The organism is Bacteroidota bacterium (assembly GCA_019637975.1).
Classification (GTDB): Bacteria; Bacteroidota; Ignavibacteria; order UBA10030; family UBA6906; genus CAADGV01.
Map to the genome: position 1 here is coordinate 1 of JAHBUR010000043.1, position 20,683 is coordinate 20,683.

Consider the following 20,683-nt stretch of genomic DNA (forward strand, 5'->3'; position numbering starts at 1 on the left):
AACGGTCGGCAAAGAAGGAGTCGTCATGTTAGCAACTTCGTCTGTTGACAAATGCGCGAGCCTTGCGTCGTTCATAACTATGATGAGATTAATGGGAATGATGAGGCGGACCCAAGGTGAGACCCGCCTCGTGGTTTGCGTGCTTACTTTGCTGATTTCTGCATTGCGGCCTGCTGTGCCGCTGTCCACGGCGGCACGACGTTGTTCATGCGCGCATAGGCAATGGATTGACCGAGATGCTCATGCAAATGGGAGAGCAAGACCATGAGCATCGACCGCGCCGATAACTTCTGACCGAAGAACTCCACTTGCTTCTCGAGATCCTCATCAGACATTTCCTTGATGGCATTCTTCGTGAAAGTAAAGGACGACGTCATCCGGTCGGCAATTTCTTTTTTGTTTGTCGTTGACTTTTCCCAGGCAGGAGCGGAATCCGTATTGCCAAGCGTGATACCTTCCGGTGGAGCAACCCCCAAGAAGGACAAAAGAAAATAGTTGGCAAGCGCGACGTGCATGTACACTTCGCTGACGGAGCGGACGTCTTTGGCGGGGCGCCATGTCATCTTCTTGTCGGGAATGGCGTTTTCCAGATCTAATATTTGCTTCTCCACATGGGATATTTGCCCAAGCAGATCGGCACGGAAGCCCTTCGGCTCATCGGCAAACGATGAACCGGCAAAAAACAGTACACATGCGAGAATGATGCTGCGCTTCATAACGCAACTCCTTTCCGGGGATTGTGAAAGAACAGTTTGTTAGGGTGTATTCGGAGGCTAAGTCTACATAATCTAAACAACAAACTCAACCCGTCAACGGCTCTTAAACGCCTTTAGAATCCGGCAGATGCCTCAATGATTTCAGGACGTTCATATTCTCCTCATCCTCGTGCATATCATCGCTTTTTTCTGTTTCGAGGATTTTGGGAATATCAGCAAGTCGATCGTCGTTCATCAGCATCCGGAAACCCTTCAGTCCGATCATCCCCCTGCCGATATGTTCGTGCCGGTCAACGCGGGAGCCGAGGGCTTTCTTCGAGTCGTTGGTGTGAATGGCAACCAGGCGATCCAATCCAACAATCTCATCAAACTGTTTGATCGTGTCATTCCAACCATCTTCAGTTCCAATGTTGTATCCGGCGGCGAAGAGATGGCATGTATCGAGGCAGACTGCCATGCGATCTTTCTCATCAACCAAATCAATAATTCCGCGAAGATGCTCGAAGCGATATCCGATTGCGCTGCCTTGTCCGGCCGTGCATTCCAGCGTGCTAAGGGGTCGGAAGCCTCTCGTTCTTTCGTGAACGAGATTCAGCGACTCGGCAATACGTTTGATGCCCTCCTCCTCTCCAGCACCAAGATGTGCGCCGGGATGGAAGATAAGCGCTTTGATGCCGAATCCTTCGCAACGTCTCAACTCGTCTTCAAATGCGGTGCGGGATTTTTTCAGAACGCCGGCGTTTGTCGAGCAGAGGTTGATGAGATAGGCGGCATGAGCAACAACGGGGGCAATTGCCGCTTTTGCTTCTTCGGATTTGTAGAGGTTGATGTCTTCCTGCGTTTGAGGCTTGCCTGCCCATTGGTTGTTGTTCTTGACAAACACTTGCATCGTCGTGCAGCCGATGCGTGTGCCGCGCTCGAATGCCGTATGCACACCGCCAACGGTGGACATGTGTGCGCCGAGAAGGATGGGGAGAGGGTGCATCACTTACTTCTCTCATCTCCATTCAAGAGTTTTCTCTTTCTCCTATTCGGCTGCGAGGGCCTTGGTCTGCAAGCCGTCGAGAGCGTATTTTGTTTTCCGAGACACTGTCCCGGAAATCGTGCTGCTGCCATAGGCTTGAAAGATAACGATGCGGTTGCGAAGAGGCAAACCCCGCACCATGTTGAAGGGTGGACGGCGCCGGTGCATCAAACAAAAACCCGGACCTAGAATCCGGGTTGTTTGCACCATCTATTCTGCATCTCCTTTCGGTACAGTAAAGCAAATTGTTGTGGTTGGATTAGGGGATTCGGTTAGTTTTGATCGTCACAACCGAAAATGAAGCGGGCTTCCGCGACCTCTGCGAAAGCCCGATTCCGGAACTGATGTTCAGCTTACAACGAGGAGGTCGCGCCTGCCTGACGAATCACGAGTTCTTTCAGGATGTGTTCGCCTCCGGAGAACTTGTCCAGCACAAACAGCATGTAGCGCGAATCGACGCTGATGCAGCGATTCAGACGATCTTCAAAGATGTAGTCGCCAACAACCCCTTCCCAGTTTCCGTCGAATGCACAGCCAATCAACTCGCCCTTCCCGTTAATCACCGGACTGCCGGAGTTGCCGCCGGTGATGTCGAGATCGGAGATGAACGCAACGGGAACGTCATTCAGTTTCGGGTCGGCGTAGCGGCCGAAGTCCTTTTTGTGCCAGAGTTCTTTCAGCTTTGCCGGAACATGAAACTCCTCGTTCGTGTCCGACTCCTTCTCCATGACGCCCGCAAGTGTTGTAACTGTACTGTACAGAACGGCATCCCGCGGAGCAAGCGGCTGGACTGTTCCGTAGGTAAAGCGAATCGTCCGGTTTGCATCGGGATATGTCACGTCGGTGTTCTTCCATTCAAGCCACGCTTCAACGTACTTCGTGCGGAGGCTGTTGATTTTGCGCAACACACTTTGATATACTGAAGAAACGGCAGAGGCTTCGGCGGCGTATTTCCGGTAGAAGACAATCGCATCATCGCCCAGAATGGCGGAAGGCTTTCGCATCAACAACTTTTCCGCATCTTCTTGCTTCGCAAGGCGTGTATCGTCGTACAATTCATCGACAAACTCACGAACTTTCCGCTCGCGGTCGTTCCCGGTTCTTCGTCCGTAGATTTCGGCAAATGCCTTTACTTGCTGATTCTCGGGCAGTTCGGCATTCTTCAGAATCATCGTAGACAACATTTCCTTATCAACATTCACATCGAAATCCTTGAACAATCCGCCAAGGAAATCGCGCACCGGTTGACGATCTTTCTCTTCTGCATCGCGCATATTTCCTGCATCATCCTTTTTGAGAGAATTCACATACGTTCCGAACCGCGCTGCAATCATGAACAACTCCACGCCGGTGTTCACGTTGTTGGAGAACACATTCTTCACGGCGGAGGAACGGAGTTCGTCGTTTGCTGCTTTCAAATCTGCAAGAAGATTGCCGTACTTCTTCGCTGCCTCAGTATCGGAGGAAATGTAGGCGGCAAGTTGTGATTCCTCCGCCTTCTTCGTTGCAACAAGTCCGGTGCGTTTCAGTCCTTCCAGTGTGCCGACGGAGTTCTTCTGCGTGTTGGCGAGACGGCGGTGCTTCGACGCATACTTGATGGCGATAGCCCGATCCCTGTGTCCCCAGCGCTCGATGATTCCCGTCCGCAGCGTGAAGAGCTCGTTCGTGAGGGGCAGGGCTACTTCTTGAGAGAGTTGAATGGATGACGCTTCGCGGTAACGGAACGTTCTTCCCGGAAAACCCATGATCATCGCGAACGAACCTTCAGGCACGCCATCCAGTGAAATGGGGAGAAATTTTCTTGGCGTGTAGGGGATGTTCGACTCTGAATATTTGGCTGGCTTTCCGTCGGGCCCTGTGTAGGCGCGCATGAATGCGAAGTCGCCGGTATGCCGCGGCCACGTCCAGTTATCCGTTTCGCCGCCGAACACGCCAATTGCCTCCGGTGGGGCATAGACGAGCCGGACATCCTTCAACTGAAGTGAAGTAAACAGGTAATACTTGACGCCGCCATACATATCGGTAACGCGGCATGCGAGATTCGTACTGTCTTGCATGCGATCTTCAATCTCTTTTCGTTTGGAACGGATTGCCCGATCGCGTTCATCCTCACTCATCTGATCGGTGGTCGCCGAAAACACCTCGGCGGTCACGTCGGTGATGGTTTGAACGATTTCGGCTGTGTAGGATGTCGAAAGTTCTTTGTCGCGGCTTGCCGCGAGAAAACCGTTCTTCAGATAGTCGTCGGAAACGGAGCTTAACTCTTGAATTCCGGCAAACGCAATATGATGATTTGTGACAATCAAACCCTCGGCGGAAACAAATCCGCCGGTGCCGCCGGGGAGAAGAACAATTGCATCCTTCACACTCGGATGCGTGTTGCTGAAGATTTGTTCCGGCGTCAATTCGAGGCCGGCCCTTTTCATTCCATCCATCGGCAGTTTGCTGATGGAGTCGAGCAGCCACATGCCTTCGTCCGCGTTCACCTGTAACGCGGAAAATGAAAACAGTATGGCCAGCACCAATGCGCGCTTATTCATAATCTACTTTACTTTCTATTATTGAGAACAGGATTGCATGTACCGGATGACGTCGGAAGGATTACCACCTCGTCCTCTTCAAAATACGGCATACCGATTCTAATAGCAACTCGCCGGACAAGTCTGTATCTTGTGACTACTTGGAAGTTGTAATGCCGCATATCCGTTCTGCTGCAAGCCTGAACGTGTTTCCATCCCACTAAATGAAAGGAGTCTATCATGCTATTCATTCTCACACTATTGATCGCCATCGGGGCATTTCTCTCGTGGCGCTCGGCACGTCAAAAGGTTGTACAGGAAAACAACCCGCTGTATGCCCGTTCGGCCGGATTGGCTGCCGCTGTTGGCGCGTTCTTCACGCTGGCAACAATCGCGCAGGCATTTACAGTTATCCCCGCGGGTCACGTCGGGGTCGTGAACTTCTTCGGGATTGTTTCTCCGCGAACGCTTCCCGCCGGGATCAACCTCGTGAACCCGCTTGCGAATGTCATCAAGTTCTCGATTCAGACGAAAGAGCTGAAGGAGAACATGGAAGTCCTCTCGAAGGAAGGTCTCACAATCAGACTCGAGATCAGCGCGCTCTACCGGCTTGATCCGGACTCGGCGGCACGCGTCTATCAGACAATCAGCGGTGGCGATTTTGAGGAAATTGTGCTGAAGCCGCAATTCCGGTCGGTCAGCCGCGCGGTGACGGCAAGCTTCCAGGCAAGCGCGCTGTATTCAACCGAACGTGAACGTCTCGGTGAAAACATCCAGAAGGAGCTTTCGCGCATGGTGAGCCCGCGCGGAATCATCATCGAAACAACCCCGTTACGTAATGTGGGACTCCCCTCACAACTGACGGAAGCCATCGAGCAAAAGCAGCGCGCCGACCAAGAGGCACAACGGATGGAGTTCATTTTGTTGAAGGAAAAACAGGAAGCTGATCGCAAGCGCATTGAGGCCCAGGGTATTGCAGATTTCCAGAAGATCGTCGCCGCGGGGATCAGCGAGCAGTTGCTGCGCTGGAAGGGCATCGAGGCAACGGAAAAGTTGGCCGCCTCGAACAATGCCAAGGTGGTGATCGTCGGCGCCGGCAAAGACGGGCTGCCGATTATTCTGGATACGAAGTAAGAAGGCGAACGGAGATTCGAGAAAAATCCCGCCTCCGATGAGAAGGCGGGATTTCTTTTTTTCGGGTTCTACCGGTAAGTCTGGTTCTTCACTTTGTCAGCACAAGCTTGCTCATCTTTGAGAACTTGACTATGCCATTTCCATCACTTGCCTCGAAGCGGAGAAAATACACCCCGCTGGCAAGATTGGCAGCGCTCCACGTTGTTGAATGGTAGCCGGCAGCGTAATTGTGATTCACGATCTCAGCAACCTTCCTTCCCAAAACGTCAATCACATTCAGCGACACATGGCTATCCTCCGGCACATCGAACCTGATTTGTGTGGAGGGATTGAAGGGATTGGGAGACGCCGGATGGAGAGCAAAGACCCGGGGATTGTTGCCTTGATCCGTATTTGCTTTCCAAATGTCACTGCCGAATCCGATTTGCACCACCGCGGAGGCGTCGGAGTAATTATCCTCCGCATCGAATGCCTTTAGCCTGTACTCTGCTAGGCAGTTGTTTCCGCCCACGGTTGAAATCTCATCGATATATTCCGTAGTTGACTCATCGAGTTGCGTCAGCACATACCAGTTTCCGTTTCCGCACACGCCGGTGATGCGACGTTCCAGGACGTAGCCCGCGAGATCCCGTTCGATGTTGGCACGCCACGTGATCTTTGCATCGTTGTAATTGCCGTATCCTCTGGGAACGGAGACAACGCTAACGTTTTTAGGTGGGGCAGGAGCAGGGTCGCCTACATGATGAAGTATTTTGATGTCCATTGTCGTCGGCCCGCCAATGGGCGAGTATATTTCACGGTACACGAGGCTCAATCCCCCTGTGTTCTGCACATCAGCGAGGAGGATCTTTCCAACCGAGGCGCTGGGGCTGCCACCGATATACTGTTCCTGAATGAAGTCTCCACTTCCATCATTTATGAACACTCGCCTGATAAGCTGAGGATGTGAGGTGACGAGATCATTCAGACCGTCGTTTTTCTCTGCATCACCGGGTGAGCCCAGATCGCCGATGACAACGCGATTAGCATAGATGTTTGATCCGATCCAAGCCGGCGTGTGATTGATTGCACCGGATGTGTTATTCAGATACACCCGCACGGAACCGTTTGAATAACTCGCGACCGCAATGTCATTGTACCCATCATCATTCAAGTCTCCCACTGCTACATCACTTATTCCGTCTCCGATATTAATCGTGTCAGGCGAGTTGAAGCCGTTGTTGTTGTCGTTGAGACGGATAGAGAGGATGTTCCCGAAGAAAGAGACGAGGTCCCACTTGTTCGTTTCATTGGCCTCATAAATGCTTTTGTTCACCTGCGCCAACACAACCTTTGTCGCGGCAATCGATGAAGTGAAGATGGGGTTTGCGTCAACAGTACCATTGTTCAGGCTTCTGTATATTCTGACTTCATTTGCCCCATTTGTAACAACCAAATCCTCATAGTCATCTGTGTAGTCGAACGCACCCCAACTACCGTCCGTCGCCTTCCCAACTAACGCTTGATTTCGCGGGGCCTCCATCCCATTCCCGGTATTCAGAAATATGAACGTGCTGTCGTCACAGAGGAACGCAAGGTCTTTTCTTGGCACATTCGATCGGAGTTTGCCGAACACAAGATTATTGATCTGACTCGGTACTTCGCAGTAGCCCAACCGAAAGAAGAACTCAGCATCCCCATTTGGGAATTCTCCTGACCCGTTGTTGTAGTTTTCAATCCCATATCGGTTAGGTTCGCTTGAGCCGATGGCCCTTCCAAAGGCAACATCGAGAAACCCATCCTCATTGATAGTTTCGAGGTCAAACGAAAGGGCAGCTTGGCACGAAGGTATGCTGCTCGATGAAATGTACACAGTAATCGGCGTGTCAAGGAAAAACGTCGTCAGCGTTTCCTCCTCATCCTGAGCGAGGAGAGTTGATGAGACAAAGAGAACAAACAGCGCAAACAACATCATAAGGCGTTTCATGGGTGTTTCCTTTCCTGGAATGATTATGTTTGATTTTGCACCCCATGTTTGGTTTATTTAGCATAGCAAACGCAAAGGGCAACCATCCTGACCAAGGTCAGGGGGTGCAATGATCAGCCGCCCTTCCATTCCGACAGCGTTGGGATGATGCGTTTGTCTCCGCGTAACGCGGACAGTAATACGGCCATTCGGTGCTGAACCCATCGAATGGCTGTTTGTTCTCCGGTATCCCCCTACCGAAGCAACAGCATCTTTTTCGTTTCTATGTAGTATGTCCCCAGTCTATTTCGTACCGACATGCGGTAGAAGTAGACGCCACTACTGACTGCACCTCCTTTCTGATTTGTTCCGTTCCATGTGACAGTGTGTGACCCTCCCACAACTTCCTCTGACACAAGGGCTCTCATCTCTCTGCCCACAATATCATAGACTTGAAGATCAACAAACGAGTTCTGTGGGAGATCGAAACGGATTTGAGTGGCGGGGTTGAATGGATTAGGATAGTTCTGATGAAGTGCATACCTCTGAGGCATGTCCGGCGATGGATTCACTGTAACAACAACCGTATCGCTCTCATAATCAACAAGACGATGACCTTGCAAATGTGATGCTTGTGCGAAAACAAGATTCGTCCTACCGTCCCAATCCACATCTAACAGGTGAAATTGCTGAATGGAAATTGAATCCCTGTGCCATACTCCAACTTTGTTCCCCAATGATTCGTACGCGTGTAACTCGCCGTACATAGTGTCCATGCCGCTTGTCCACACATTCGCTCCTGCGGCAACAAACCGCCCGTTCAACCAACCTGAGTTTACCCACAGAGGTGCGCTTCGCAAGGACGAATCAGCCCACAGCACACTCCATGTTGTATCCGACACATACTTCAACGCAAACATGGAACCATGTCCTACAGGCCCCGGCGCGCCGCTAACGAATTCCATCGTCGTGTCGGCATCGAGGTTGACAAACATGACCGCACCCGTCCCGGACTGAAGGCCGGTGTGAATCCGTCGTGTACGCCACAACTCCGGCCCGGGTATGCCGCTGTACCAGAGATAGTCTATGGGAGCGGGCTCGTGAAAACCAAATGAGCCGCCGGCAGGAATGATCTCTTCACGTCCCTGGCCGTCCACCTGACCCACTGCCATGTCAAACGCATAACCTTGATACCGCGCCAGCTCCTGCGAACTGAACGTCATAATCCAGCCGTTGCCACTTGGAAACTTGCCGGAGTATTTCGCGACATAAATCAGCGTGCGATCAAAAAGCCTGTTGGGATCACTGGTTAACAGTGTGAGTTCGCTGATCCCGTCGCGATCGATATCCGTTTGCCGTGCACGGAACGGCGGCCGGTCGAAGCCGATGTTCGATTGATAGAACCTGAACTGTCCCTCGCCGAAGCATTCCAGAAACCCGACTGCGCCACCACCCTGCGTAAGGTATGTCACAACAATTTCCTTCCGACCATCGTTATCCATATCAGTGATTGCAAATGCTGAACCGGATGACATCAACGAATCCCATTCCACACGGTACTGGCCATGTCCATAGTTCTCAAACACGGTTAGTCTCTCAAAGTTGCTCGCACTGTCAACAACATTGTACGTTAGTTCCATTCTCCCATCGTTGTCGATGTCTCCAATATGCAGGTAACGTGCAGGTCCGGGATTGCGTTCGCTTCGCCATACCTCCGTAAAGTTGAGCGGCGGGAAACCACTTGTTTGTTGTGGCATCGCGGCAAAACCCCGGTACGAGTTGTTCATCCACTCATACGAAATCGTTTGCACGTGCCCATCGACAAACGTCAGAACCAAATCACTCCAACTGTTGATATCAAAGATGGTTTCTGTCCACATCCGTCGCTTTTTGAACTCTATCCTCTCGACCACTCCGCTTACGGGTTGTTCGTACACCGGCACACTCCCGAACGTCCCGTTGCCCAAGTTGCGCCAAACTTGAACTCTGCCCTCGTGGTAATAGGCAAGGTCAAGCAGCGGGTCGGGGTCGTACAGACCAAGGGCGACATTGGCAGGAAGGGGATAGACGGGCTGGCCGTGCTGTACTGCAACGCCGAAGGCCTGAAGAGTTCTCAGAGGTTCGTCAGCTCTCGCCGGAGGCAGAGCAAACATGAGAGCAATGGAAAGACTAAACAGACGGAAAGCTCCGCGCGAAATCATAGTTCCCCCTTGAGCGTATGGATATGGCAGTGAGTAGATGTGGAAGTGGCAGGAAGGAAGGCCATCGCCGCAATCAGCTTCTCTCTTCTCATGTTCGTCCTTTCAGCAGTTCGGGAGGAAGGATACGAGTATCGAACTTCAGATCATTGCTATATTAAGAGAGAGAGAGAGAGAGAGAGAGAGCTTGGCTCTGTTTCTCTCTCCCATCACGGGAGAAATGTACGTCAGAATTACAGTAGTGTCAAGAAAAAAATCTGCGGGAAGAGAAAGTTCTTAACGGACAATGTGACAAAATTGGTCATGTTTTCATTTGCACGTTCGTCACGTTTCCTGTCACGGCGCTCTATTCGGGCGAGTGCAAGGAACAGTGAGGCGGGAATATATCTTGTCAGGATTGCACCACTTTCGTCGCCACTCTATCAAGAATCTCCCATATCCGATCAACCCATTCGTTATGCTCGGGCTTCATGAGAACCGAGCGGAGACAGAGAATTGTCTCTCTCTCCTTCTTCATTCCCGACACATCGAAGAACTCGACCGGCAACTCAGCAAGAGCGAGATGAAGGCTTGCCTTCGCTGCTTCGTGAAAAATTCCTCGGGCGATGGTAGAAGCCTCGCTGACGCTTGCAGCGCGAATCGCCCACACAACAATATCGAGTTCAGGATTGAAAGCAGGAATGAACCTCGCATCGTGACGCAGCTTGTCGTACAGTTTCAACGCCGCCTCGCGCCCGCTGCCGAGCATGGCTGCAAACTCTCCACCTTTCGTTAACGGCAGAAGTTTCTGCGTCGCCCATAACGCAACCGCCGCCGCGCCGGGACGCGAACATTCGAGACTTATCTCGCCTAAATGCAAATCACCGGAACTGAAATACGTGTACGGCGAATCATGCTTGTAGAGCCTGCCGACCGCAGGGTCACGGAAGATCACGCACCCGCAGCCGTACGGTTGCAGGCCGTGCTTATGCGGATCAATGACGATGGAGTCTGCTTCGCCGAGATGATCATACACATGTCGGGCGTGTTCATCGAGATTCTCTGTAAGAATGAAATATCCGCCGTACGCCGCGTCGGCATGCAGACGGAAGTTGTACGTGTTCCTCAACTCCACGATCTCCGGCAGAGGATCAACAGAGCCGGTCGCCGTTGTGCCGATGGTTGCAACGACTGTCCCGACGCCCCCGGCTTCAAGTCTTCGCTTCAGCGCCGCAACATCCATCCGTCCGTTGCGGTCACACGGAATAGATTCAAACTTCAGTCCGAGAACTGCGCTGATGCGGCTGTGCGTGTAATGCGCTTGCGTCGAGGCGACAACAACACCGGGACGAACCCGGCTTGCAACCCAAAGCGCTTCAAGATTCGCCATCGTGCCGCCGCCCGTGAGGTGGCCGAGATGTTCCTTCAATCCGAACATCGCGGCAATTTCCGCAACGGCTTCCTTTTCCATCGCCGAGCTTGCGCGGCCACCGTCGAGCGCGTGGTTGTTCGGGTTGATCCACATTGCCAGCGCGTATGCCGCCCGCGCCACCGGATGCGGCGGCTTCAGCATCTGTCCCGCATACAACGGATGGAAGTAGGGATAGTTGTTCTGCATGCGTTCTGCAACTTCGGCAAGAACGTGCTCAAGCCGTCCGGGTTCGCCGGTCGAAGCGGTAAACGACGGGAGATTCAGGAACCCGGAATCAAGTCGTGCGAGCGCGGCGGCGAGCTGATGCAGCGACTCGCTTTCGAGATGTTTTGGATTTTGCATTCTTCTTCCTGGATAATGCTGCGCGTGTCTTCGCAGGGAGTTTCGATGTAATGAGATTGTAGGACTGTGTGAGATATCGATCCCACTCAGTGCGGGTCATGGCATCGGGCCTCTCCGCCATAATCCATTTGTTCTTTGCCAGATACGGAGCGGGACACAGGCCGGGCCTGTCGGCCATTTCTTCAAATTCCTCTTCCGTCACCTTGAATGAGGCAGAATGACTGCCGGAGAGATTTGCAATGCAAAATATCTTCCCTCCCGCCAAAAAGCAGAGGTTGTCCCCCCACTTGATGTCTTCCGTAACTCCGGGAAGTTCTGTGCAGATTGCGCGTATGGTTTCGATGTTCAACACAATCCCCGGCTTTATTCCTCTTGAGGAAGCTGGGTGACAATGATCTTGTCGACCCGGCGTTCATCCATGTGAAGAATCTCAAAACGGAACCGCCCCCACCGGGCGACATCGCCCGCAGCGGGTATGCGGCCGAGCAAATCCATGATAAATCCGCCCACCGTTTCAAAAGCGCGTTCTTCCCTCTCGGGCAGATGCTCAATCTTCAGCACGTCCTTGAATTCCTCAAGCGATAACATCCCGTCCACCAGCCATGAGCCGTCGGCCCGCAACGTTGCCTTCGGGATTGCGTGATAGGAGACTCCACCCAACAGCGCTTTCAGAATATCGGTGGGGGTGACGAGACCTTGCAGTCCTCCATACTCATCAAGAAGAAGCGCTGTATCGTTGCCTGTTTTCTTGAACTCCTCCAGCAGCTTCATGCTCTCGACAGAATCGGGGAGGAACAACGGCTGATGCACGATGGCTTTAAGGTCGGGGGCCTTTCCGGCGAGCATTTGCGCGAGCAGGTCTTGTGTCCGGACAACGCCCAGAACGTTGTCGAGGGATTCTTCGCACAAAGGAAACAACGCGTGGCCGGATTCCGCTATCTTTCGCCGAAGCTGTTCGGCGGAATCCGAAACATAGAACACAACAAGATTGTTACGCGGCGTCATAATGCCGCTGACGCCCCGCCCTCCCAGCTGGAACACGCGCTCGATAATATCGCGTTCGTCGCCATCAATAACGCCCGCATCCGTGCCCTGCCGGACAAGGATCCTGATCTCGTCTTCCGTCACCGGAGGCTCTTTGGTCGGTTGAAACCGAAAGAGCCGGAGGAGTGTATTGCTGGAGAAGTTCAGAAACCAGACAGCGGGAAGCGCCAGCCGGGAAAGGACCCGCATCGGGGGAGCAATGAACGCAGCGATCCGCTCAGCGTTGTTGAGCGCGATCCGTTTCGGCACCAACTCGCCGAGTATCAGAGACAGATACGTAATGGCAATAACCACCAGCCCGACGGCAATGGTTTCGGCGTAGGGTACCAGTTGCGGTGTAGTCGCAATCGCCGCGGCCAAATGCTGCGCAATCGTTGCACCGCCGAATGCGCCGGCAAGAACTCCCACGAGGGTGATTCCGACCTGCACGGTGGAAAGGAATTCCTCCGGCTTGTTGGATAATTCCAGTGCCTCGCGTGCCTTCTTATTTCCTTTCTCCGCCCATTGTTGCAAACGGGCTTTGCGAGCCGAGACAATGGCAATCTCCGACATCGCAAACACACCGTTGAATATCGTCAGGAAGACGATGATGAGAACTTCAAACGCGATAATTGACATGGACGCCTCGTTATTCTTGCATATCATTACTCGTCTTGATCTTTGCCACGTTGTTGATGAATCACCATCGTTCTACCAAGCTGTCTGAACCTGAGCGGCGCGAGCGTGAACGTTCCGCTCCAGAAACAGCGCAAACTCTTCATCGCCCAACTTTTCTTTCTGTTCCTTCAGTGCATGCCACAACCGCACGAATGCGTCTGTCCCGCCCGCTTCATAGATATGCTTTGCGGCAACATGCAAGCGGCATTGATACCAGCCGTAGTTCCGCGGATCCATGTTGTCATACCGCTCCTCAAATTGGGCAAGTGTTGTGAACAGGAATCCTTCAGCGCCCGATGCGACAACCATTTCAGGAAACACCTCCAGCGCCGGAAGATCTTCCGGCTCGTTCTCGGCAATATACGTGTGCAGCATGATGTTGCAGAACAATTCCTGCATCCACAACCGCTGCATTTTCAATCCGCCCTGTGAGTGGAATGCGTGGCCGAGTTCATGCAACGCCAGCAGGTCGAAGAATGCCCTCATGCTCAGCGTCCCCGACTCCGTTGTGTACGCCCGCTTGATTTGCTTCGCGAGATCAGCGGGGAGTTGCTCAAGCGGCGGCAGAAAACTCCGCCAGAAATCATTGTCTTCAGCAGCCACGATGAGCCTCTCCTTGTCGTAATGCGCCATCCCGTACACCGGAAATGTGCCGTATGTGCTCCAATGCTCAGGGCTGAGGATGTACAGTGTCACTTCGGGGAAGAACCCGGCAAGCCCGCCTACATAGTTCAGCGCCCTGGTGGTTCGCGTGGCAATGGCGCCCGCCCTCTCTTCGTGTCCCGGACTGAAATAGACTTTGAATGGATGGCCGGTCAACTCACGCAGTTCGCTCTCGGGTTGTTCGGCGGCAACCCGTGTAAGTGAGCAGACGAGCAGAGTGATGAAAGCTGTTCTTCTCATAGGAATTACCGTTTGATATGATCAGATATGGTTGGTGGAACTTTCAGTTATGCGGTTTGCCAAGCAAAGTTGCTCTCATGCTTCCGGCATGGTCGGGGTGAATGGTAAAATGCCCGTAACACAGTTTTCTCAAGATGGCCGGCGGACGAAGATACCAGCTCGCCCAGGAAAGCGGGGAATCTCCGTTCATATCTTTTGCATCGAGAGCGGCGCCTGCATGCAGAAGAAGCTGAATCGTTTCTTCAGTACCGAAGGCGGCTGCGCGGTGTAGCGGGGTTTCAGCTTTCGTCCGGCAGTCTCGCATGAAGTTTCCTGTTTCAACACCGGCCCGCGTTGCGCAATTGGGATTTGCTCCGCGAGCGAGCAGGACTTTCAGAACACGATCATGTGCAAGCCGATCAGTGGTACACAGCGCGGCATGAAGAGGTGTTTCACCCGTATCCGGAAGAGGGAAATTGACGTCAGCTCCCTGCTCGATGAGGAACTGGCACAACTGCCAATGTCCGTGAAATGCCGCGCCGTTGAGGTCGAGGTTTTCGCCGAGCGACTTCAACGACTCACCTTTCTGAAGGAGGAATCGAACTGCGGAAACATCCCCGTAATAAGCGCACCATTTGATGAGGGAAACTCCGTTGGCATCCGTCGCAGTCGCCGGATTTCCAGCGGAGACGAACTCGAAAACAAGATCGGTACGGCCGTCAACAATTCGATCAAGCATGGTTTTCCCTTTGTGGTTGTAACGAAATCACTTCGTTGGTTGCGCCCTAAGCGTCTTTTCGTACCCATCGCTGTCGGGCCCAGTCTTGTCGCCGCTCATGCGGAGTATGTGTCCGTCAAGATCCGTCACAAGAAACTCGCAATGTCCCCACGGAAAATTCATCGGGGGCTCGACGATCCGGGCCCCACTTGCTTTGTACTCTTCGTACACCGCCATCGCATCCTTCATAAAAACAGACATCCACGTTCCGGGATGCCCTTGCCCTCCCTCACAAAGAAAAATCGTAACGTCATCGCGCCCCACCGATGCAAAGCCAGGCCAATGCCAGTTCTTCTTGAAGCCTAACTTGCTGATGTAGTAGTCGAGCGATGCGTCAAGGTCGTTGACTCTCAGGATGGGAACCGCGCCGGTGAACGGGTTGGACATTGTGCTCCTCATGCTTTCGGTTGTATGCGTTTGGTGTGGCAAACAGATGTCGCGCCGGGTCTCAATTGCGCCGGACTTTGGCCGTTCCGCCGCATGATGTTCCGGCGGGATGAAGGAATGAAGCCTGTCATTTCTTGGCAGCCTCATTAATCAGACCCTCCAGGACCTTCAGATCAATATCATCCAACTTATTGATGTAGAGGCAACCAACGCCGTTTTTGTGCTTGCCCAACTTGTTCAGTGTAGCAGCATGCTTCTGAATATCCAACACAAGGTGCAATGAAAAGTTCGCTTTTCGTGGAGAGAACCCGATCTTGAACCAATCCACTTCCCTTCCGGTTGCGGGACTCTTGTATCTCTTGTTTCCAAAACCGATCATCGAGCTACCCCACATCCTGGGCTTCTCCTTTGTGGCCTTCTGCATCAGCTTCAGTATGATGAAACTGTCTTTGCGTTTTGCCTCATCTTTCATGGAATCGAGAAAGTCCTTGACGCTTGCGTTTGTTTCTTTGGTTTTTATTTCCGCCAATTTACCCATGCAGAGTTCCTTTTTCTTTCGTCATGATTGTCATGTTCAGATTGTTCATCTGCTTACACTTGCGATCAGGGTGACGGTGCCGTCGGAAGATATCTTTCTCACCCGCGGCAACCACTCGCGCCTGTTTTCGTTTGCGGTGTGAAGATATTCAAGCACGTACACATCCGTCCCGGATACGGCTACCGCAGTCGGCGACCAGGGACTTGTCGCCTGCAGAATGGTTGACACTTTTTTATCCGGTGTTATTTTCAGGACTGACCGGCAGCCTGTTGCTGCAACGTACACGGTTCCCGCGCTATCAACATCGAGATCGCGGCAATACACGCCAAGCTCGGTCTCGACCCCGGCAACCGATCCGCATCCGGGCAAGCTGAGGTTGCTTGCAATGGTTGTGAGTTCACCCTGCGGCGAGATTTTCCGCACGGCGCTGTCTTCCGAATAGTACACCGAACCATCGGCTGCAACCGTGATGCCGTTGCGCCAGCGCATTTCGCCGCTTGCCGATCGGGCGGGCGGGAGTGTCTTCACGACCGTTGTTTTGCCGGAAGGCCATAGGCGAAAGATCTGTACGCCCTCGCCGGACTGAAGCCAGGGGTAGTACAAACTGCCGTCAGGCCCGACAGCGAGAGGAAAATCACTCGCAACAAGCAGTGTCGGGTTGGTGCCGACTCGCGCAATGGTTGCGTGTTCGGACGCGAAATAGGGCAGCGTCACATCTGCCAGCGACCCGTCGAGATCAATCGCCATCCAATGATACGCCGGGCCGGGAAGTTTGGTGAGCGTGCCCGCCCGATCAATTTTCCAAACACCGGCACCGGTGTCAATGAAGTACACGTTGCCTTGCCGGTCCACCACAATCCCGGAGCCGGGGTGGGCAAAGGCGCTGCTTCCCGCAAGAGCCAATCCGATGACGAGTAGCTTCATGAACTTAGGCATTATGGTGATCCTTGGTGGTTTGGTGGAGGTGTAAGGTGTGCGCCAACTACGCACCGCCGAACTCTTTCTTCTATTGTTGAGTGAGGCGGTGAACGAACTCTACTTGTCGCGCCAATCTGAGATTCAACTTCGCCTTACCAGATGATGTGAGTGTATAGTTGGCGCTGTTATGCGTTCGTGTCCGGCCCGTTCGTCCGCTCCAACTGGCTGTTAGGCCATCCCTCATTTATGCAGCCGTTGACGAGGCCAAGGCGCGCTTCAGCAGCGCAATCTGACCAGCATGATATAAGTTATGTTGCGTGACGCCGATGAACTGCGTGTACGCGGTGTAGGGAACCTCTGGTACGAGGGGGTCATCCAGCCGTCCGACCGGAAAGTCCCGCACCGCCTGCCGCAGCTTGTTGTTTAGTCGCTTGAGCTCCTGCAGCGTTTGCTGCCAATTCTCCTCGGTTGATGCCGGACATGCAGGCCAATCTTCAGCGGCAGTAAGCTGGCGCCCATCGCCCGCTAATCTCCGGAGTACCAGATCATAGTCATTCGCAAGGTGAAGCACAACTTCCCAAATGCTATGTGCACCGGCGATAGGATGGCTGGCCGCTTGCGTCGCAGAAATGCCAGTCAGTAACTCCAGTACCGAGGGCCCATGCCACGCCTCGCCCTCAAGCGCTCGCCTAAGCTGGTCCTCCAGTCGGTCTACCTCCGTTGTCATACGTTCCACCTATCTTTCTGTCGGCCGAACTTATGCGGCTTACTTTCGTCGCTTTGAAAGACCATTTCTATTTCAGAATTACCACTTCTTCCGGCACAACAAACAGCATGACGCAACCTGACCTTGAAAACACTGAGTGTGTCTCGCCTGGTGGTGTGTAGAGGTAATCACCTTTCGACAACAACGTTGGCCCAAATCTGACTTCCCCGTCGAGAACAAAAACCTCTTCGCCCGCTGGATGCGTGTGATTTGGGTATGAAGCTCCCGGGTCGAATTTCAACATGAATGTAGGTGGCCGCTTGGTCGGCTCGTCGAATCGAAGAACCTTGACATAGATGCCATCGGTCTTGACCTCTGGTTCAACAAGTGGCTGCCACTCGATTTCGGTACTCTTTGTATGTTGGATCGCCAAGGCTGTACTCCTATGGTGAATTACTAGATCACGCGCCCTACTATTGCGCTACCTTTCGTGTCATGAGGGCCGGGCATGACGCATAACGTTCAGCAAGCACGCAACGGCACGCACTATGCTTTTGCTTTTTTGACACAAATGTGCGTGCCGTTGAATGAGTTCAACTTTATCGCGCGAGCGTTGGCACGAGCAGAGCCTTTACAGACGAACGAATGACGTGCTTGCATTTGTTAAGTGCCGTTTGCTCCATGCAAATCTATTTTGTAAATTGACCCATGCTCACCAACACCAATACACTTCCGATGTTCAAAGGGCCAGATGTCTGTGAGGACTTCGATCCGACCGCACAGATTGTCCTGCATTGTGGCGATACACTCGACTTTCTTGAGACCGTCCCAAACGAAACTGCCAAGCTCATCATAACCTCGCCGCCATACAACCTCGGCAAGGAGTATGAGAGCAAAACTGGCATTGAAGTCTACCTCGACTTTCAAGACCAAGTAATCGATCAACTTGTTCAAAAGCTGAGAACCGACGGAAGCATTTGCTGGCAGGTTGGCAACTTCGTCGAGAACTCAGAAGTGTTTCCACTAGACACCTTGTATTACAGTCACTTCAAGAAGCACGGCTTGAAACTTAGGAATCGAATCATCTGGCGCTTCAATCATGGTCTGCACGCCAGCAAACGATTCTCTGGACGCTACGAAACAATTCTCTGGTTTACAAAGTCAGATAAATACACCTTCAATCTCGATTCTGTCCGAGTACCCTCGAAGTATCCAGGCAAGCGACACTTCAAAGGTCCCAAACGAGGTTTGCCTTCTGGAAATCCACTCGGCAAGAACCCGTCTGATGTTTGGGAATTCGTTGCACAAGAATGGGACGAAGAGCTTTGGGACATCCCGAACGTGAAGGCAAATCATCCCGAGAAAACGAATCACCCTTGCCAATATCCAATTGAACTTATTGAGCGATGCGTTCTCGCTCTCACGGAAAAGGCTGATTGGGTGCTTGATCCGTACTGCGGTGTAGGGTCTGCCTTGATTGCAGCGCTAAAGCACGACCGCAAAGCCGCAGGTGTTGACAAAGAACAAGAATACATCAAAACCGCACAACAACGTATCGAAGACTTCTACACTGGCAAACTCAAAATCAGACCACTGGGAAAACCTGTACATGAGCCGACCGGACGAGAGAGTGTATCGCAGATTCCGCCTGAGTGGAAAGAGAACGGAAACGGAGATACTGAATGAAAATCGTCGGCATCTTCTCTTTCAACAAAGGGGAAGAAACTGTTAACCAAGAATATCCGCAACTGCTGAAAGAAGTTGAGCGAGCCATAAGTCGCGTGAGTGCTCAAAAAGCCAAGGTTAAAGAGAGCAAAGAGAAAACAATGCCGGGAAGAATGCTCTTTGACCCCAAGACTCTCAATAAAGCTTTTAAGGAAGAGTTTGGCAGCCTTGGCTGGCGATCCGTTCGTGTTCGTTGTGATTATCCTACCCAATACTATACCCCTGGTTACAAACCTGCCGACCTCAAAAAGGGCGCATTTCGAGAAATGGACTTCATCAAAAACAATCTTGGAATCGAAGTCCAGTTCGGTAAGTATGCCTTCATGGTATACAACGTCTGTGCAAAGATGACCATCTTCAATAAGCTTGGATACATCAAAGCCGGAGTTGAAATTGTGCCCGTCAAACAATTCGCTGAAGAGATGTCCAGCGGTGTCTCATACTTCGAGCAGTTCGTTTGGGACTTGGAACAACGTGGCGTCTCTGATATCGACATTCCTGTTCTCATCCTAGGAATCGACAAATAGCCATTGGTGCAAATGGCACTTAACGTGTGCGCAAACTACGCCACACGGCACTCCACGCTCTTTATGAATGCGTGCCGTGTGGAGCGAACTCTACTGAGTTCGCTCCAACTTGCGTTGACCGAGTCTTACCAAATGTGTGAGCGACGTAGTTTGTCGCTGTTAGCTGCCGTTTTTCTCAATCTCTATCATTGGAAGTACCCAGCCGTAGAATGTTTCTGCCTTCGAGTTCACTTTGATATGTTGACCTCTCGCATTTCTTAACCAATCAAGAAGTTCTGTCCGCTTCCCCGACACCTCAGGTGGAGCAAGCTCGGAAAACTGAGGGAAGAACTCAGGTAGGAAGTTCACCATTCCGCAGACGACAACGAAGATCTGGTTCAATGAATACGAGCACAGTTCGGCATTGTAAACCGACCCCATTGTCGTGGTTCCTTCTTGAGGTGAACTGTAGCTTGTTCTGAAAATCAAAGAGCCAAAACCACCGTGAGCGAATTCCGAAAGTTGCTTCCCATATACATTGTCATAGAAGCCAGGTGCGATTTCTTCGAACATCGTTCGAAACCGTACCCTTCTCTTGAGCACATGGTCTGAAAGCAGCTCCTTATGTTTTGAGAAGTAGCGGAGCTGAATTAGGACTTCGTACATGTTCCTGACAAGAGACACTGCTTCAAAGTAGTATCCATTCGCCAGCAGTAACGCGGCCGCCCTTAGGGTGTATGGGTAACGGAGCAACTGATGATGGGCAAAAGCATGAAATGCCCCCTCATGGGATTCTGTTGATTCTGGCTTACCTGTGAAGTATGCGGATTGAAAAAGTAAGTCTACAAACTCCGGATACTTTTGGACCCAGCCTCGGAGGTGCTCTTCGGTCTGACCCCGTGTCTGCTCCTCAGTATGCAACAGATACTTGAAACTCATGAGATTCTGGTCCATATCTCGCCTTCTATCGGAAGAGAAAAATGGCAGCTAACGTTTAGCAAGCACGCAACGGCGCACTCAATGTTCTTTCTTTTCTGACATAAAAGTGTGCGCCGTTGAGTGAACACAATTATGTCGAGCGAGCGTGAGCACGTGCGAAAGCCTTAACAGATGTGTGAACGTCGATGCTTGCATTTGTTATGCGACGCGCACGGCGGCACATTGTTCAGGATTCACCAGAGTTGAATCTCTGAAATCGCAACGACCAAGGTAAAACTGCGCTCAAGTTGCACGACACATCCAACCACAGTTCC

The 20,683-nt window shown here is 52.2% G+C and carries 19 protein-coding genes; 3 read left to right on the forward strand and 16 right to left on the reverse strand.

Features of this window, described 5'->3' with window-relative positions; translation table 11 throughout:
- Positions 1-143 precede the first annotated feature (143 nt).
- The 3 genes from KF749_16840 to KF749_16850 form a co-directional block, all read right to left on the reverse strand.
- Positions 144-716, reverse strand: coding sequence for a DinB family protein (locus tag KF749_16840; GenBank protein MBX2992820.1), 573 nt, complete (start codon positions 714-716; stop codon positions 144-146).
- Positions 717-819: 103 nt separating this feature from the next.
- On the reverse strand, positions 820-1,686 hold the full coding sequence (locus KF749_16845) for a deoxyribonuclease IV (protein ID MBX2992821.1): 867 nt from the start codon (positions 1,684-1,686) through the stop codon (positions 820-822).
- A 407-nt stretch (positions 1,687-2,093) separates the two neighbouring features.
- Entirely contained in the window at positions 2,094-4,280 is a 2,187-nt protein-coding gene (locus tag KF749_16850) for a S46 family peptidase (protein ID MBX2992822.1), read from the reverse strand.
- Positions 4,281-4,499: 219 nt separating this feature from the next.
- On the opposite strand from KF749_16850, the gene KF749_16855 reads away from it, so the two are divergent.
- Complete coding sequence (locus tag KF749_16855; GenBank protein MBX2992823.1) at positions 4,500-5,393, forward strand: prohibitin family protein; 894 nt, start codon at positions 4,500-4,502, stop codon at positions 5,391-5,393.
- Between the two features lie 88 nt (positions 5,394-5,481).
- Here the strand turns inward: KF749_16855 and KF749_16860 are convergent, their stop codons facing one another.
- From KF749_16860 to KF749_16915, 12 genes are all read right to left on the reverse strand, one after another.
- Positions 5,482-7,359, reverse strand: coding sequence for a T9SS type A sorting domain-containing protein (locus KF749_16860; GenBank protein ID MBX2992824.1), 1,878 nt, complete (start codon positions 7,357-7,359; stop codon positions 5,482-5,484).
- 233 nt (positions 7,360-7,592) lie between these two features.
- Entirely contained in the window at positions 7,593-9,539 is a 1,947-nt protein-coding gene (locus tag KF749_16865) for a T9SS type A sorting domain-containing protein (protein MBX2992825.1), read from the reverse strand.
- A 388-nt stretch (positions 9,540-9,927) separates the two neighbouring features.
- Entirely contained in the window at positions 9,928-11,289 is a 1,362-nt protein-coding gene (locus KF749_16870; protein MBX2992826.1) for an aspartate aminotransferase family protein, read from the reverse strand.
- On the reverse strand, positions 11,222-11,638 hold the full coding sequence (locus KF749_16875) for an MmcQ/YjbR family DNA-binding protein (protein ID MBX2992827.1): 417 nt from the start codon (positions 11,636-11,638) through the stop codon (positions 11,222-11,224). The genes KF749_16870 and KF749_16875 overlap by 68 nt, the downstream gene beginning before the upstream one ends.
- Before the next feature lie 14 nt (positions 11,639-11,652).
- Positions 11,653-12,951: an HlyC/CorC family transporter gene (locus KF749_16880; protein MBX2992828.1), complete on the reverse strand. Its 1,299-nt coding sequence runs from the start codon at positions 12,949-12,951 to the stop codon at positions 11,653-11,655.
- Between the two features lie 72 nt (positions 12,952-13,023).
- Positions 13,024-13,893 carry a hypothetical protein gene (locus KF749_16885; protein MBX2992829.1) on the reverse strand — a complete coding sequence of 290 codons (870 nt, stop codon included), beginning with the start codon at positions 13,891-13,893 and terminating at the stop codon, positions 13,024-13,026.
- Positions 13,894-13,936: 43 nt separating this feature from the next.
- Positions 13,937-14,611 carry an ankyrin repeat domain-containing protein gene (locus tag KF749_16890; protein MBX2992830.1) on the reverse strand — a complete coding sequence of 225 codons (675 nt, stop codon included), beginning with the start codon at positions 14,609-14,611 and terminating at the stop codon, positions 13,937-13,939.
- A 27-nt stretch (positions 14,612-14,638) separates the two neighbouring features.
- Positions 14,639-15,049 carry a VOC family protein gene (locus KF749_16895; protein ID MBX2992831.1) on the reverse strand — a complete coding sequence of 137 codons (411 nt, stop codon included), beginning with the start codon at positions 15,047-15,049 and terminating at the stop codon, positions 14,639-14,641.
- A 115-nt stretch (positions 15,050-15,164) separates the two neighbouring features.
- Positions 15,165-15,575 (reverse strand): DUF1801 domain-containing protein, encoded by a 411-nt coding sequence (locus KF749_16900; protein MBX2992832.1) that lies wholly within the window; start codon positions 15,573-15,575, stop codon positions 15,165-15,167.
- Between the two features lie 45 nt (positions 15,576-15,620).
- Entirely contained in the window at positions 15,621-16,511 is an 891-nt protein-coding gene (locus KF749_16905; GenBank protein MBX2992833.1) for a hypothetical protein, read from the reverse strand.
- A 226-nt stretch (positions 16,512-16,737) separates the two neighbouring features.
- On the reverse strand, positions 16,738-17,220 hold the full coding sequence (locus tag KF749_16910; protein ID MBX2992834.1) for a DinB family protein: 483 nt from the start codon (positions 17,218-17,220) through the stop codon (positions 16,738-16,740).
- Positions 17,221-17,287: 67 nt separating this feature from the next.
- Positions 17,288-17,632, reverse strand: coding sequence for a cupin domain-containing protein (locus tag KF749_16915; protein MBX2992835.1), 345 nt, complete (start codon positions 17,630-17,632; stop codon positions 17,288-17,290).
- 275 nt (positions 17,633-17,907) lie between these two features.
- On the opposite strand from KF749_16915, the gene KF749_16920 reads away from it, so the two are divergent.
- Entirely contained in the window at positions 17,908-18,885 is a 978-nt protein-coding gene (locus KF749_16920; GenBank protein ID MBX2992836.1) for a site-specific DNA-methyltransferase, read from the forward strand.
- The gene (locus KF749_16925) at positions 18,882-19,451 is read left to right on the forward strand and encodes a restriction endonuclease (GenBank protein ID MBX2992837.1); all 570 of its coding nucleotides are present in this window, start codon (positions 18,882-18,884) and stop codon (positions 19,449-19,451) included. Before KF749_16920 ends, KF749_16925 begins: the two co-directional genes overlap by 4 nt.
- Positions 19,452-19,610: 159 nt before the next feature.
- On the opposite strand, the gene KF749_16930 is transcribed toward KF749_16925, so the two are convergent.
- The gene (locus KF749_16930) at positions 19,611-20,384 is read right to left on the reverse strand and encodes a hypothetical protein (GenBank protein ID MBX2992838.1); all 774 of its coding nucleotides are present in this window, start codon (positions 20,382-20,384) and stop codon (positions 19,611-19,613) included.
- Positions 20,385-20,683 lie beyond the last annotated feature (299 nt).